General features: G+C 68.8%; 14 protein-coding genes. 2 read left to right on the top strand and 12 right to left on the bottom strand.

Going from position 1 to position 15063, the window contains the following annotated elements:
• Positions 1 to 15: 15 nt before the first annotated feature.
• Positions 16 to 600, top strand: a complete 585-nt coding sequence (locus ABTV10_RS03020) for a nucleoside/nucleotide kinase family protein (RefSeq protein WP_499032417.1) — start codon at positions 16 to 18, stop codon at positions 598 to 600.
• A 23-nt stretch (positions 601 to 623) separates the two neighbouring features.
• On the opposite strand, the gene ABTV10_RS03015 is transcribed toward ABTV10_RS03020, so the two are convergent.
• A complete protein-coding gene (locus tag ABTV10_RS03015) occupies positions 624 to 1595 on the bottom strand; it encodes a helix-turn-helix transcriptional regulator (protein WP_499032415.1) in 972 nt (323 codons plus the stop codon).
• Between the two features lie 97 nt (positions 1596 to 1692).
• Between ABTV10_RS03015 and ABTV10_RS03010 the strand changes: the two genes are divergently transcribed.
• Positions 1693 to 2289 (top strand): TIGR03086 family metal-binding protein, encoded by a 597-nt coding sequence (locus ABTV10_RS03010; RefSeq protein ID WP_499032413.1) that lies wholly within the window; start codon positions 1693 to 1695, stop codon positions 2287 to 2289.
• A 56-nt stretch (positions 2290 to 2345) separates the two neighbouring features.
• Here the strand turns inward: ABTV10_RS03010 and ABTV10_RS03005 are convergent, their stop codons facing one another.
• The 11 genes from ABTV10_RS03005 to ABTV10_RS02955 all read right to left on the bottom strand — a co-directional run bounded on the left by ABTV10_RS03005 (position 2346) and on the right by ABTV10_RS02955 (position 15062).
• Positions 2346 to 4907 carry an ATP-dependent Clp protease ATP-binding subunit gene (locus ABTV10_RS03005; protein ID WP_499032411.1) on the bottom strand — a complete coding sequence of 854 codons (2562 nt, stop codon included), beginning with the start codon at positions 4905 to 4907 and terminating at the stop codon, positions 2346 to 2348.
• Between the two features lie 321 nt (positions 4908 to 5228).
• Positions 5229 to 6092 carry an RNA polymerase sigma-70 factor gene (locus ABTV10_RS03000; RefSeq protein WP_499032409.1) on the bottom strand — a complete coding sequence of 288 codons (864 nt, stop codon included), beginning with the start codon at positions 6090 to 6092 and terminating at the stop codon, positions 5229 to 5231.
• A complete protein-coding gene (locus tag ABTV10_RS02995; protein WP_499032408.1) occupies positions 6089 to 6667 on the bottom strand; it encodes a carboxymuconolactone decarboxylase family protein in 579 nt (192 codons plus the stop codon). Before ABTV10_RS02995 ends, ABTV10_RS03000 begins: the two co-directional genes overlap by 4 nt.
• Positions 6668 to 6757: 90 nt before the next feature.
• The gene (locus tag ABTV10_RS02990) at positions 6758 to 7936 is read right to left on the bottom strand and encodes an acyltransferase family protein (RefSeq protein ID WP_499032406.1); all 1179 of its coding nucleotides are present in this window, start codon (positions 7934 to 7936) and stop codon (positions 6758 to 6760) included.
• On the bottom strand, positions 7933 to 9786 hold the full coding sequence (locus ABTV10_RS02985; RefSeq protein ID WP_499032404.1) for a hypothetical protein: 1854 nt from the start codon (positions 9784 to 9786) through the stop codon (positions 7933 to 7935). Before ABTV10_RS02985 ends, ABTV10_RS02990 begins: the two co-directional genes overlap by 4 nt.
• A 95-nt stretch (positions 9787 to 9881) precedes the next feature.
• On the bottom strand, positions 9882 to 10829 hold the full coding sequence (locus ABTV10_RS02980) for an esterase/lipase family protein (RefSeq protein WP_499032402.1): 948 nt from the start codon (positions 10827 to 10829) through the stop codon (positions 9882 to 9884).
• Positions 10830 to 10897: 68 nt separating this feature from the next.
• Entirely contained in the window at positions 10898 to 11251 is a 354-nt protein-coding gene (locus tag ABTV10_RS02975) for a histone-like nucleoid-structuring protein Lsr2 (protein ID WP_499032401.1), read from the bottom strand.
• A 129-nt stretch (positions 11252 to 11380) separates the two neighbouring features.
• Positions 11381 to 12889: a lysine--tRNA ligase gene (lysS, locus tag ABTV10_RS02970; protein WP_499032399.1), complete on the bottom strand. Its 1509-nt coding sequence runs from the start codon at positions 12887 to 12889 to the stop codon at positions 11381 to 11383.
• Between the two features lie 230 nt (positions 12890 to 13119).
• Entirely contained in the window at positions 13120 to 13542 is a 423-nt protein-coding gene (locus tag ABTV10_RS02965) for a rhodanese-like domain-containing protein (RefSeq protein WP_499032398.1), read from the bottom strand.
• Positions 13539 to 14096 carry a cysteine dioxygenase gene (locus ABTV10_RS02960; RefSeq protein WP_499032397.1) on the bottom strand — a complete coding sequence of 186 codons (558 nt, stop codon included), beginning with the start codon at positions 14094 to 14096 and terminating at the stop codon, positions 13539 to 13541. Before ABTV10_RS02960 ends, ABTV10_RS02965 begins: the two co-directional genes overlap by 4 nt.
• 153 nt (positions 14097 to 14249) lie before the next feature.
• The gene (locus ABTV10_RS02955) at positions 14250 to 15062 is read right to left on the bottom strand and encodes a type III pantothenate kinase (protein WP_499032396.1); all 813 of its coding nucleotides are present in this window, start codon (positions 15060 to 15062) and stop codon (positions 14250 to 14252) included.
• Between the last annotated feature and the right edge of the window lies 1 nt (position 15063).

The following is a 15063-nucleotide window of genomic DNA, read 5'->3' as shown; positions in this document are numbered from 1 at the left end:
CATAGCGTGCTGGTCGTGACCGCCAACGATCAGAGCAGCCCGGCACCGACCGAGGCGGCAGCCCGGATCGCGACTGCCGCGCGCATCGCCCACCGCCGTCGACGTCGGGGCCGGGGACCGGTTCTGGTCGGCATCGACGGTCCGGCGGGCAGCGGAAAATCGACGCTGGCCGATCAGGTCGCGGCCGCGCTGGACGACGCACCGGTCGTCCGCATGGACGACCTGTACCCCGGCTGGGACGGTCTTGCCGCGTCGGTGCCGCTCCTCGTCCGGTATGTCCTCTCCCCCGCCGAGCGCGGCCGGGGCCCGCGCTATCGGCGCTACGACTGGCATCGCGGCGCCTACGCGGAGTGGCGCGCGGTCCGCCGTCACCGCTACCTGATCGTCGAGGGCGCCGGATCGACCTGCGGCGCCGCGCGCGGGCACTACGCGGTGCGCGTGTTCGTCGACGCCGCACCCGCCGAGCGGATGCGACGCGCCCTGCAGCGCGACGGCGACATGTTCCGGCCGCACTGGGACCGCTGGGCCCGACAGGAGACGGCATTGTTCGGGCCGGACCGCACGCGCCGCGCCGCCCACATCGCGGTGACGACCAGGTAGCCCGGCCCCGGCGCCCGAGCGGGTCAACCCGCTGCCGGTGCCGGACGGCTGGACCGGTGGCGCTCGGCCATGCCCGATGCCCGGAGCCGGATCCATTCGCGCAGCTTCTCCGGCCCGAGTAGTTCGGCATCGTCGCCGAGCATCCACAGCACGCTTCCCGCGTGTGCGGCGTCGCCGAACTCGACGTCGAGGGTGCTCCACCCGTCCGCCCTAGATTCCGCGGCTGTGGCGAGCACCGAGCCGAGGAGGTCCTCGCGCCGCTCCTCCCGCACCCGGACGGTGGCCACTACCGACTCGTGCAACGCGCGGAACCCGGACCGCCGCCGATCCCAGATCCCGGCCAGGTCGACGGTGGGGTCACGCCGCGCCGGCTCGTCGAGCTCTCGGGCATCCTGCACCCGCGAGAGCCGGTACGTGCGCTCCGAGCCACGGTGAGTCGCCACCAGGTACCACCGCCCACCGGCGTTGACCAGGCCGATCGGATCGACAGTGCGCCAACGTGCTTCGCCCTCCCGAGCGGCATACAGGAGTCGTAGTCGGCGGCCGGCGAACACCACCTGCTGGATCAGGCCGAGGTGCTCGTCGCGCACCGGATCGGTGAACCAACCGCCCTGCCGCACGAGCACCCGTTCGGCGACCCGGGAGGCGGCCGTGCGATGCGCGTCGGGCATGGCGGCCAGCACCTTCCGCATTGCCGACGCGAACGCGGGCGCCATGCCCAGCGCGGCGGGAGTGGCAGCGGCGCCGGCCGCGAGCAGCGCCTTCGCCTCCGCCACCGTCAGACCGGTGAGATCGGTGGTGAACCCCGGCAGCAGGGCGAACCCGCCGTCCCGGCCGCGTTCCGCATAGACGGGGATCCCGGCCGCCGACAGCGCCTCGACGTCCCGCAGCACGGTGCGTGTGGACACCTCGAGCTCCCGCGCCAGGGCGGCAGCGGACATCCGTCCCCGGTTCCGCAGCAGCAGGACCAATGACAGCAGACGGTCGGCGCGCATCACCCCATCTTCCCAGCAATACATGACAGGAGATGTCGTGATTGGGGACGAGAGTGGGCGCCGTCCACACACGTGCACTCGATCGAAAGGCCCACTGATGACCGACATCACCGACCCCCGCCCTCTGTACCGCGAAGCCCTGACCTGGGTGACGGCCTTGATGGCCGAGGTACGACCGGAGCAGCTGACGGATCCGACGCCGTGCGACGAGTTCGACGTCGCGACCCTGATGGGCCACCTGGTCGCCACCGTCGAGCGGGCGCGCGTCATCGGCGAGGGCAACGACCCGCACACCGTCCCGCTCGTCATCACCGGTGTCGCCGATTGGCCGCACGCGTACGACCGGGCGATCGACGCGATGCGGGCGGTGTGGGCGAACGACTCCCTGCTCGACACGGTCGTCACCGCGCCCTGGGGTCGGGTACCTGGCCGCGCCGCGGTGTTCGCCTACCTGAACGAAACCCTGGTGCACGGCTGGGATCTCGCCGTGGCGACCGGACAGCCCGCCGAGGCCGACCCGGCGTTGGCGGCAACCGCGCTCGCGGTGGCCGAGCGGGCGATCCCCGCGGCCCCGCGCGGTGGGCCGATCCCGTTCGGCCCGGTGGTCGAGGCGGCCGCGGGAGCGGGACCCACCGAACGCCTGGCCAACTGGTCCGGCCGGAGCGGCATCGGCCGGCCGACGGTTTCCGCCTGACACACGACGACGCCCCGCACGCGGTTGCGTGCGGGGCGTCGTCGCGTCGGTTATGACTACTCGGCGGATCCGGGCTCGGTGGGGCCCGACCCCTCGCCGGCCGTGCTCGCGAGCGCCTCGGCGGGCGAATCCGGAACCGTGACCGGCTTCGGGGTGCCGCGGAACGTGAACTTCGCGTTCTCGCCGGCGCCCTCGCCGTCCCAGCCCTCGACGTCCACCAGGACGATCTGGCCCGGGGTCAGCTCGTTGAAGAGGATCTTCTCCGACAGCTGGTCCTCGATCTCGCGCTGGATGGTGCGACGCAGCGGCCGCGCACCCAGGACCGGATCGAAGCCGCGCTTCGCGAGCAGCGACTTGGCCTGCTCGGTCAGCTCGATGTCCATGTCCTTGTTCTTCAGCTGCGTCTCGACGCGGCTGATCATCAGGTCCACCATCTGGATGATCTCGGTCTGAGTCAGCTGGTGGAAGACGATGATGTCGTCGATACGGTTGAGGAACTCGGGGCGGAAGTGCTTCTTCAGCTCGTCGTGGACCTTGAGCTTCATACGCTCGTAGTTCGACTCGCTGCCCGTTCCGGCCGAGAAGCCCAGACCCACGGCCTTCGAGATGTCCGAGGTACCCAGGTTCGAGGTGAAGATCAGCACGGTGTTCTTGAAGTCGACCGTGCGACCCTGGCCGTCGGTCAGGCGGCCGTCCTCGAGGACCTGCAGGAGGGTGTTGTAGATCTCCTGGTGTGCCTTCTCGATCTCGTCGAACAGGACCACCGAGAACGGCTTGCGGCGCACCTTCTCGGTGAGCTGGCCGCCCTCTTCGTAGCCGACGTAGCCCGGAGGGGCACCGAACAGGCGCGACGCGGTGAACCGGTCGTGGAATTCGCCCATGTCGATCTGGATGAGCGCGTCGTCCTCGCCGAACAGGAAGTTCGCGAGCGCCTTGGACAGCTCGGTCTTACCCACACCGGACGGGCCGGCGAAGATGAACGAGCCGGACGGACGCTTCGGGTCCTTCAGGCCGGCGCGGGTGCGGCGGATCGCCTTCGAGACCGCCTTGACGGCGTCCTCCTGGCCGATGATCCGCTTGTGCAGCTCCTCCTCCATGCGGAGCAGACGCGTGGTCTCCTCCTCGGTGAGCTTGAAGACCGGGATGCCGGTCCAGTTGCCCAGCACCTCGGCGATCTGCTCGTCGTCGACCTCGGCGATGACGTCCAGGTCACCGGAACGCCACTGCTTCTCGCGCTCGGCGCGCTGCGCGACGAGCTGCTTCTCCTTGTCGCGCAGGTTCGCGGCCTTCTCGAAGTCCTGCGCGTCGATCGCGGACTCCTTCTCGCGGCGGGCGTCGGCGATCTTGTCGTCGAACTCGCGCAGGTCCGGCGGCGCGGTCATCCGGCGGATGCGCATCCGGGCGCCGGCCTCGTCGATGAGGTCGATGGCCTTGTCCGGCAGGAAGCGGTCGTTGATGTAGCGGTCGGCCAGGGTGGCTGCCGCCACCAGCGCGCTGTCCGTGATCGAGACGCGGTGGTGGGCCTCGTAGCGGTCACGCAGACCCTTGAGGATCTCGATGGTGTGCTCGACCGTCGGCTCGCCGACCTGCACCGGCTGGAACCGGCGCTCGAGGGCGGCGTCCTTCTCGATGTACTTGCGGTACTCGTCGAGGGTGGTGGCACCGATGGTCTGCAGCTCGCCGCGGGCCAGCTTCGGCTTCAGGATCGAGGCGGCGTCGATCGCGCCCTCGGCCGCTCCCGCACCGACCAGCGTGTGCAGCTCGTCGATGAACAGGATGATGTCGCCGCGGGTGTTGATCTCCTTGAGGACCTTCTTCAGGCGTTCCTCGAAGTCACCGCGGTAACGGCTACCGGCGACCAGGGAGCCCAGGTCCAGCGTGTACAGCTGCTTGTCCTTGAGCGTCTCGGGCACCTCGCCGTTGACGATGGCCTGCGCGAGACCCTCGACGACGGCGGTCTTGCCGACACCCGGCTCGCCGATCAGGACAGGGTTGTTCTTGGTGCGGCGGCTCAGGACCTGCATGACGCGCTCGATTTCCTTCGAGCGGCCGATGACCGGGTCGAGCTTGCCTTCCAGAGCAGCCTGGGTGAGGTTGCGGCCGAACTGGTCGAGGACCAGCGACGTCGACGGGGTGCCCGCCTCGCCACGGCTGCCGCCGGACTCGGCCGGCTCCTTGCCCTGGTAGCCCGACAGCAGCTGGATGACCTGCTGACGGACACGGTTGAGGTCGGCGCCCAGCTTGACGAGCACCTGAGCCGCGACACCCTCGCCCTCGCGGATCAGGCCGAGCAGGATGTGCTCGGTGCCGATGTAGTTGTGTCCGAGCTGCAGCGCCTCACGCAGGCTCAGCTCGAGGACCTTCTTGGCACGCGGCGTGAAGGGGATGTGGCCGGACGGGGCCTGCTGGCCCTGGCCGATGATCTCCTCGACCTGGCTGCGGACGCCTTCGAGGGAGATGCCCAAGGACTCCAGCGACTTCGCCGCCACACCCTCGCCCTCGTGAATGAGGCCGAGAAGGATGTGTTCCGTGCCGATGTAGTTGTGGTTGAGCATCCTGGCTTCTTCTTGAGCCAGGACGACGACGCGCCGCGCGCGATCGGTGAACCTCTCGAACATCGCTCTCCCTCACATTTTCCGGCGGTCCAGGTCCAAGGCCCCGCATGTCACGCTGCCTCGCGCCTTTCCGCCGCGTCTCGCTCCGGTACAACAGGCTGACGGCCTCCGGAACCGAAGGTTCCACGACCCCACTTCACACTCTAGTGGGCTGCCTTTCCGACTGCCGCTTCTCCACCCGTCAAACACGCGGAGCCGACCTGCATAAAGTTCTCAACGCCGCAGGTCGCGGAATCGTTTCCCGCGCGCTGTACGCCTGGAGCGAACATTCCCCGCCGGTGGCGCCGCGAACCGGCCCTGGAGCGGGGCTCCGTGGCGGTTTCGTCAGCGCCGCAGTTCGGCCACCGTGTCCAACGATCCCAGCTTGTGGGGGTTGCGGATCGCGTAGATGCGGACGATCCGGCCGTCCTCGACCGCCAGACTCACCGCGGTGGCCTCGCCACCGACGTCGATCCGAATTCCGGGCATGCCGTTGAGCCACGTCGAGGTCGTCACGAAGTCCGGGAGCCTCGCGGCACGGGACAGGAACGCCGCGACCCGCTCGGCCCCGACGATGGGCTTGCGCGCAGCGGTCGCGATGCCGCCGCCGTCGGCGATCACCACCACGTCCGGGGCGAGCACCTCCACGAGTGCCTGCACGTCACCGGTGGACACGGCGGCCAGGAACTTCTCGACCGCCGCCTGCTGCTCGTCGCGGTCGACACGCATCCGCGGCCGCCGCGCGCCGACGTGTTCACGCGCACGGTGCGCGATCTGCCGGACCGCGGCCGGGGTCTTGCCCACCACCTCGGCGATCTCGTGGTACGGCGCCTCGAACACCTCGTGCAGCACGAACACCGCTCGCTCGACCGGACCGAGGGTCTCCAGCACGGTGAGCATCGCGATCGACACGTTCTCCGCGAGCTCCACGTCGTCGGCCACGTCGGGGGCCGTCAGCAGGGGCTCGGGCAGCCACTCCCCGACGTATTCCTCCCGGCGGCGGGACTCGGCTCGGAGCCGGTTCAACGCCTGCCGGGTGACGACCCGGAGCAGGTAGGCGCGCGGGTTGTGCACCTCGGCCTGGTCGACGTCGGCCCACCGCAGCCAGGTCTCCTGCACCACGTCCTCCGCGTCGGCGGCGGAACCGAGCATCTCGTAGGCGACGGTGAAGAGCAGGCTGCGGTGAACGACGAACGGGTCGCCGGTCATGTCGTCGAGGGTACGGCGAGCGGCGCGAGCCCACACGACGCCGCGAAGCCCTGCGATTCGATGCCGAACGCGGTATTGGTGCGGGTCATCAGGTTCGCCACCGCGACGAACGCGGTCAACTCCACCAACGCGGCCGGGCCCAGCGCGTCGAGCAGCCGCCCCGACAGCTCGTCGGTCACCGTCGGCGGGGTCACGGTCATCGCCTCGGCGTACTCCATGACATCGCGCTCGAGCGGTGTGAACACGTCCGACTCGCGCCACCGCGGCACCTCCCGGGCCTTGGCCAGGTCGAGTCCCTCGTTGTGCGCGTGGAAGTAGCCGAAGTCGAGGCAGAAGCTGCAGCCGACCAGGCTGGCCACCGCCATGTGGGCGAACGACTTCAGGTTCTCGTCACACCGGTCCCACTTCTGCGCCTTGCGCCCGACGGTGAAGCTGAAATTCAGCACCTTCCGGTTGTGCCACGTCACCTCGACCGGTTCGGCCACGTCACCGAGCATCTTGCGGGACATCCGCTTGACCACCGCGCCGTAGACACCGGTCAGTTCGGCCTTCGGGATCCGGGTATTGCTGGTCATGGTTCCTCCTCCGATTGGTGCTCTCGGCATGAAGACACCGACCGCGGGGCAAACGTGACACCGGAGGCGAGTTTCGTCGGCCGGCAGCCGTCAGTCGACCGGGGTGGGGGTACGCGTGTCTGTGTCGTCGACGTCGGGGCTGTCCCGCCGGGATACCGCCATCGGCCGTCGCTCGGGCCGCGGGCCGCTCGGCACGAACCGCAGCAGCGTCCGGTGCAGTGCCCACGCGATCGGGACGGTGAACGCGACGGTGACGACGAAGACGCCGACCGTCGAACCCTGGAACGTCTGATAGCCGAGCATGTCGACGACGAACTCCATCACCACGAGATGTACCAGGAAGATCTCGTAGGAGATCTCCCCCAGCCACACCATCGGCGCCGACGCGCACAGCCGGCCGAGTGGCCCGGGCCGGTCACCGACGACGAGCGGCGCCATCAACGTGGTCGCGAACAGCAGGAAGAGTATGGACTTGGTGATGGCCTGCGTGGCGTCGATGGGGACGATCGTCGCCTCCCCGGCCAGCGGCGTGCACGCCAGCAGCAGGAAGTAGAGCGCGAGTAGTCCCATTCCGTACGGATTGCAGCGCTTCACCGTCACCGACGCCAGCGCCAGCAACATGCCGCCGGCGAACCACGCGATGAAACCCGGCAACCACAGCCGGGCTGTGAACGAGATGTCGGTGTTGTGGGTGATCCACGTCCACAGCGGCGTGATCGCGGCGACCCCGACCAGCGCTACCGCCAATCGCCCCGGATGCCACGCCCGTCGGCAGACCACCACCACCAGGAACCAGCCGAGCACCGGCAGCAGCAGATAGAAGGTGGCCTCCACGGCGAGACTCCACATCTGCGTGAGCCCGGTGTGCAGGTGCCCGGGCCCGTAGATCTGGGTCAGTGTCATGTTCCGCGCGAAGCCCGACCAACCGAGTCCCGTCTCCCCCGCGTCGTCCCGGAACAGGTAGATCGCGTACGTCGCGACGACGGTGATCCAGTAGGCCGGCAGTATCCGTCGCGCGCGATGCCACAGGTAGGCGGTGGTCGACGGCAACTCCGCGGCTCCTGACGCGGCCCGCAGCCACGGCCGGAACAGCAGGAACCCGGACAGCACGAAGAACAGCGCGACACCGATCTCGAGCCGGGAGAACGCGCCACCGGCGACATCAGGCGTGTACCGCCCCGTCCAGAACGCGGCGTGCGCGCCGACCACCAGCAGCGCCGCGATCGCCCGCAGCCCGGTCAGCGGCCGGACGTAGCCCGACGCGCTCACGACCCCGCCTCCGGCGCCGGCGCGACGGAGCCGACCGGACCGGCACCCACGCACAGCGCGAGACCGGGTGTCACAGTCTGCACCCGCAGCGCGTCACCCGCGCCGAACATGCGCACGAACACCTGATTGAGCCCGGCCTCGACGGGCACGGTCACGGTGTCGTCGCTGCGGTTCAGCCCCATTTCGACGGTGCCGTCGCCGCTCGCGAAGTAGTTGAGTTGCACCGTCCACTCCCAGTCGATGAGGGGCCCGTCGAGCGGCAGTTCGACCGGCGCCCCCTCGACGCGGTAGCCGCACCCGGGCACCGGTCCCTGCCCGATCTTGCGGGCGGTCGTGACGGCGGCGGGAATCAGCTGTCCGGAGTCGTCGAACAGCTGCAGATAGTTCGTCGACCGCGCGAACTCGGGACGCTCCCGCAGCGGCCCGAAGATGTGACTGGTCGTGTTGTGCGGGTACGCGACCGGCAGCAGCACGTAGATCGACACCGGCTGATCCAGGAGCGGGGTGGCCCGGTTCGCGGCCAGCGCCGCCCTCCCGTTCGCGAGGTAGTCGACCGTCGGGTTGTCGCGCCATCGCGCCGCGAACGTCACCGTCGACCACAGGCTGCTCGCGACGAACAGCGCCACCAACCCGATGACCAGTACCGGGCGGAGCCGCGGCAACGAGCGCAGCCCGGGTCGTCGGGGCGCGCGCACGATCAGCGCCCACCCGATCGTGACGACGACCGCGCTGTCGGCGACGTAGCGAAGGGTCTGCGCGAGTTCGTACGCGGTATCGGGCCCCGACCGGGTGAGGACCATCGCCGCCTCGGACACCGCGACGTAGACGACCATCGACGCCCAGATGCCCGCGGTGCGCTGCCGGTACCGCAGCGACCAGGCCAGCGCCGCCGCCACGGCGCCCCAGCCCAGCACCACCGCCACCGTCGGCGGCGTCGCCCACGGCGGGCTCGGCGGCCACCGATCCCACGCCCACGGCCCGCCGAGCAGGCTCGGCACCAGACCGAGCGAGGTGCTGTGATGCGCCAGCCCGACGGTTTGCGTCGCCGACGGCACCACCAGCCGGGACTCGGTGAAGTGCATGTACGCCGCCGCCCACCCGGCCAGCACCACCGCGAGCGGAATCCACAACGCCCGTCCCCGCACCAGCGCCGCACGGACCGGACGTTCGATGCCGTCGACCCGGTACATCAACGCCACCACCGCGAACGCGACGAAGGGCACCAGCGCCGACTTCTCGAAGAACGCCAGCGACAGCGCCGCCACCACAGCCCCGGACACCGCGAAGCGGAGCCGTCCGGTGCGGCACAGCCGGATCGCGTCACCCGCCACCCATGCCAGGCCGATCTGCATCGGCAGCGAGTTCAGGCCGGCGGCCCACCACGCGAACGACGGCAACGTCAGCGGCGAGAACAGGTAGAACGTCAGCGGCAGCAGCACCGCAGCCCGGGTGCCCAGCAGTAGGCGGAGCACCCGCAGCACCGCGAACGACGCGAGCGCCTGCAGCGCGACCAGCGTCAGCGCCGGCACCGTCCAGTTCAGCGGCGCCACCGCCGTCGAGATCCATGCGACCAGGAACGCCGCAGGCATGAAGTGACCGTCGTGGTCGTAGAACAAAAACTCGCCGGACGGCGCCGGGAACTGCCCCGATCGGCTGACGAGGATCAGATCGTCCCAGTAGAAGTCGCCCGCGAACGCGACCGCGCCCCGCACCACGAGTTGCGCGGCGACGAGGGCCGCGGCCACCACCAGCACCTGCCGGCCCGTCAGCGGCCACCACCGGTTCCGCGTCGTCGTGGGCACGCGTGACCCGACAGCGTCCCCCGTCCCCGCCTGCGGAACCGCTCGCACGCGCAAACTCCTTCCTCCGGCCGGATCGCCGGAGCGGAACCTTACCCACGCAAATTAATGCGTTTCTGAGGGTTCGCGAGGAGGCCCGTGGAGCGTCAGCCTCCCGTGATCGGTGCGACGAACTGGCACGGCACCGGTCGCTGACGACCGGGATCCAGCGCGCCCAGCACATACGCCGCGGCCACCGGTTCCGCCGCGATCGCCGCATGCTCACCGTAGTTCGCGGCGCACCCGTCCTGCACGACGACGTTGGTCGCGTTGGGCGCCACGAGGAACCCGCTCGTGTAGGGCACGACCAGTTCGTCGTACCGGGTCATGATGTTGGTGTAGGTCACCTGCGGCGCGTAGATGCCGTCGGACTGCAGCGCCTTCAGGAAATCGGAGCCCGCCACCATCTGCGTGCACGCCGCACACAGTGCCCCGATGCTGTCGTCGACGAGCGCTCCAGCGCCGGCCGACCGAACCGCGCCGACCATCTGCGCGGCAGCGAAGGCGTCGGTGCCGCCCCACAACGGCGCGAGCGACACGTACTTGTCGACCTTGTCGGCTCCGCCGAGACGCTTGACGTAATACGTCGGCATCAACGTGCCCTGCGAATGCCCGACCAGATCGACCTTCCGCGCGCCCGTCGACTGCAGTACCCGGTCGACGAAATCGCTCAACTGCCGAGCACTCTGCTCGATGGGCTTCATTCCGCCGATTGCCGAAATGGGCCACGGCAGATCATCGAATGCCCCATAGGTGAGCGCGAAGACGCAATAGCCCTCGTTCGCGAGGAGTGGCGCGTACGTACCCCAATTGTCCTGCCGGTTGCCGCCGGTTCCGTGAACCAACACAACAGGATTCGGGTGCCGCACGGAAGGTTTACACGACCAGTCGTTCGATCCCGGGGCGGACCCGCCCGGATTGCCCAATTCCAACGGGATTCCCGCCAGGAAGTTGTAGGACACCGGGTGGGTCTCCTGCGCCGCTGCCGGACCGGCCATACAAGCCAGCGACAATACCGAGAGCACCGCGCCCGTAATGAATCGCCTCAGCTGCACATCGCGGACCCTAGCAGCCGATCTTTACGCCCGGATCCGAATCGCCGGAAGACGTGCTCCGATCGCAATCAGTGAGCCTTGTTGTACGCCTCGGTGATTTCCGCGGAGATGCGACCACGGGAGGACACTGTGAAGCCATTGCGACGAGCCCATTCGCGAATCGCTGCGCTCTGCTCGCGATCCACCGATGCGCGCGCCGACGATGCCGAGGTACCCGAGGCAGCCTTACCGCCGCGACGACGATTCGTCACCTTGCGAGCATGGGAAACCCACACGTCGAGCTGCTCGCGCAGCTTTGCGGCATTGTCGGATGACAGATCGATCTCGTACAGAACCCCATCGAGTCCGAACTCGACCGTTTCATCGGCGGTGGCATCCTGATCGACGTCGTCGATCAGCGTTACAGTGACCTTCTTTGCCATGGGGTCAATTCCTTCCGAATGACGCGTCGTTGCCCGGACGCGATGCGCCCCAGCCGGTAACTCGAAAGCAATAGTACCCCCGAATCACCGATTTCGAAGACTCGTCAATAGAGAATTGAAAGCACCCGGTCAGCGCGAGGGTCGGACAATTGGGAACAAGATGGTTTCCCGGATTCCCAATCCTGTGAGCGCCATGAGGAGACGATCGATTCCCATTCCGGTGCCAGTGGTCGGGGGCATGCCCTGTTCCATCGCGGCCAGGAACTCTTCGTCGAGAACCATGGCCTCGTCGTCACCCGCGGACGCGAGCCGCGCCTGATCCACAAAGCGCTCACGCTGGATGATCGGATCGACCAACTCGGAATATCCCGTCGCGAGTTCGAATCCGCGAACGTAGAGATCCCACTTCTCCGTCACGCCCGGCAGACTCCGGTGCTGACGTGTCAGCGGCGACGTCTCGACCGGGAAGTTCCGGACGAAGGTGGGCGCGTACAGCTGATCACCGCACTGGTGCTCCCACAGCTCCTCGACGAGCTTGCCGTGGCCGTAGCCCTTGTCCTTCGGGACCTCGAGCCCGACCTTGGCGGCCAGCGCCAGCAACTCCTCGACCGATGTGTCCGGCGTGACCTCGATGCCGATGGCCTCGGACAACGACGGGTACATGTCCATCGTCTTCCACTCGCCGCTCAGGTCGTACTCGGAGCCGTCGGCGAGGGTGACCACCTGGGTGCCGAACGCACCCTGCGCGACCTCCTGGACGAGTTCGCGGATCATCTTCGCGGAATCGTCGTAGGTGCCGTACGCCTCGTACGTCTCGAGCATCGCGAACTCCGGCGAATGCGTCGAGTCCACGCCCTCGTTCCGGAAATTGCGGTTGATCTCGAAGACCTTCTCGATCCCACCGACCACGCAGCGCTTGAGGAACAGCTCCGGCGCGATCCGCAGGAACAGGTCGATGTCGAGGGCGTTCGAGTGCGTCACGAACGGACGAGCGGCCGCACCGCCGTGCAGCGTCTGCAGCATCGGGGTCTCCACCTCGAGGAAGCCGCGGCGCTCGAGCGCGTTGCGCAGCTCGCGCACCACCGCGACGCGCTTGCGGGCCATCTCGCGGGCCTCCGGGCGGATGATGAGGTCCGCGTAGCGCTGCCGCACGCGGGACTCCTCGCTCATCTCCTTGTGCGCGACGGGCAGCGGACGCAGCGCCTTCGCCGCCATCTGCCACGCGTCGGCCATGACACTCAGTTCCCCACGACGCGAGCTGATCACCTCGCCGTGCACGAAGACGAAGTCGCCCAGGTCGACGTCGGACTTCCACGCCGCCAGGGCGTCCTCGCCGACGTTCGCGAGGCTGAGCATCGCCTGCAGCTGCGTGCCGTCGCCCTCCTGCAGCGTCGCGAAGCACAGCTTGCCGGTGTTGCGCACGAAGATGACGCGGCCGACCACGCCGACGGTGTCGCCGGTGCTCGCGTCCGGCTCCAGGTCGGGGTACTTGGCGCGGATCTCCGCCAGCGAATGAGTGCGCGGAACCGACACCGGGTACGGCTCCTGACCCTGCGCAAGCAGACGCTCCCGCTTCTCGCGGCGGATCCGGAGCTGCTCGGGGGTGTCGTCGACGGGCTGGGCTGGTGCTTCACTCACGGGGTACAAGACTATAGGGCGCCATCAGCCGAGCGTGGCGCCGGTAGCACGGCGACGCCCGCGGCCGCCGCACGGGATGCCGGAGCGGGACGGGACGGACGCCCGTCCGGAGCGTCCGGACGGTTCGGTCCGCGGGCCGGCCGCCCCGGCGGCGCGCCCCCGCATCGACCGAATGTCACACGCGTTCAATCGAACTGAACCGATGCGACATTCGACCACCGCGGGCGCGGTCAGTGCGCGGAGACCGTCGCGAGCTCGCGGACGCAGTGCGTCTGCCCGATCAGGGCGCCGAGCAGGCCGGCCGCCTTGATCGCCTTGTACCCGCCGACCAGGTCGGTGACCTTGTTCAGACCCAGCTGCCGCAGCGACGCCGCCGCGAGGCTCGACGTGTAGCCCTCGGAGCACACGATCACCCACTCGACCTCGTGGTCGACGGCCAGCGCCAGGTGCGCACTGCTCGTGGGGTCGAGCCGCCACTCGAGGACGTTGCGCTCGATCGCGAGCGCCCCGGGCAGCGTGCCCTCGAGCGCGCGCTGGGCCTGCGGGCGGATGTCCACGAAGATCGCGCCCCGGCGGACGGCCTCGGCGATCTCGAACACGTACATGCGGTCGATCCGGGAGCGGGCGTCGTCGAGCATTTCGTCGATGGTCACTTGTGGCCCCCTTCGGGCAGATCGGTCAGCTCGGTGCGGGTCCGGCGCAACGCGCCCTGCCCGGTGACCTCGTAGAAGGACATTGCGGTGAGCGGCGGCGAGTACGCGTGCACGCTCAGAGTGGGTTCGGTGGTGTCGGTGACGGGTCCGGGCGCGCGCATCACGTCGTGCACCCACCCGAGCGGGAAGGCGGCCTGGTCGCCGGCCTCGAGGGTCCGACGACGGAGCTCGCCGCCGGTCCAGCGGTACTCCGCCAGGGTGCCACTGAGCACCGTCAGAGCGCCCAAAGACCCTGCGTGGTCGTGCAATTCGGTCGATCGGTCCGGGACCCAGCTGATCAGCCAGAGGTCGACGTCGTCGTCGGAGTGGAGTCGGGTGGACCAACGCTCGCCGGTCGGGAAGGCCGACGGCAGCAGGTGGTCGTGGCGGCCCTCGAGGACCTCCGCGGCGGCCTGGTCGGTGAGACGCAGCAGGTCGGCGGGGCGCAGCCGGGTCGGCAGCGAGCCGAGGTCGGACGGGGACGTAGAAACGTCAAGAGAATATGCAGAAAGCATGAGCAAAGCTCCAGGAAAGTGAAATTGGTCGAGGCGGCGTTCAGCCTCGACAACACTCCTGGGCGCTCATGCAACGGAACATGTCGACCAGTGTGACACAACATCGGCGCGGACGGAACCCCACGAAGGCCCGCCGCCGCCGTGACGCCGGTCTCAGATCTCGGTGCGACGCGCTCCGCGACGGGCCAGATTGCGCTCGTACACCAACCTCAGACCCTCGAGCGTGAGCTCCGGTTCGTGGTGCTCGACGGTCTCGCACTCCGGCATGATCAGCGGCGCGCTGTCGCCCGTGGCGATCACCGCGACGTCCGCACCACCGAATGCCGTGAGCTCCTGGCGAACTCGTCGCACCAACCCGTCGACGAGGCCGGCGAACCCGTACACCGCGCCGGACTGCATGCACTCGACGGTGTTCTTGCCGACCACCGACCGCGGCCGCACCAGTTCGACCTTGCGGAGCGCGGCCGACTGCGACGCCAGCGCGTCGGTGGAGATCTCCAGACCGGGAGCGATTGCGCCGCCGAGGAATTCCCCCTTCGCGGACACGACGTCGACACACGTCGAGGTGCCGAAGTCCACGACGATGCATGCACCGTCGTAGAAGTGATGCGCCGCAAGACTGTTGACGATGCGGTCGGCGCCCACTTCCTTGGGGTTGTCGACCAGAAGGGGCACCCCGGTGCGCACGCCGGGCTCCACCACGACGTGCGGGACGTGCCCCCAGTAGCGGGTGAGCATCAGGCGGATCTCACGCAGCACCGACGGGACCGTCGACAGCGCCGAGACACCGGTGATCTGCTCGACGTGGACACCGAGGAGTCCGCGGAACTTGAGCGCCAACTCGTCGGCGGTCATCCGCGGGTCGGTCCGCATCCGCCAGTCCTGCACCAGCTTCGAGTGCGAACCGGTGCCTGTGAAGAGTCCGAGAACGATGTTGGTGTTCCGGACGTCGACGGTGAGCAGCACG

The sequence above is a fragment of the Paraburkholderia sp. RHO2 genome (genome assembly GCF_050955445.1).
In the GTDB taxonomy this organism is placed as follows: Bacteria; Actinomycetota; Actinomycetes; order Mycobacteriales; family Mycobacteriaceae; genus Prescottella; species Prescottella agglutinans_A.
This window is presented reverse-complemented; position numbering and strand designations above follow the sequence as displayed.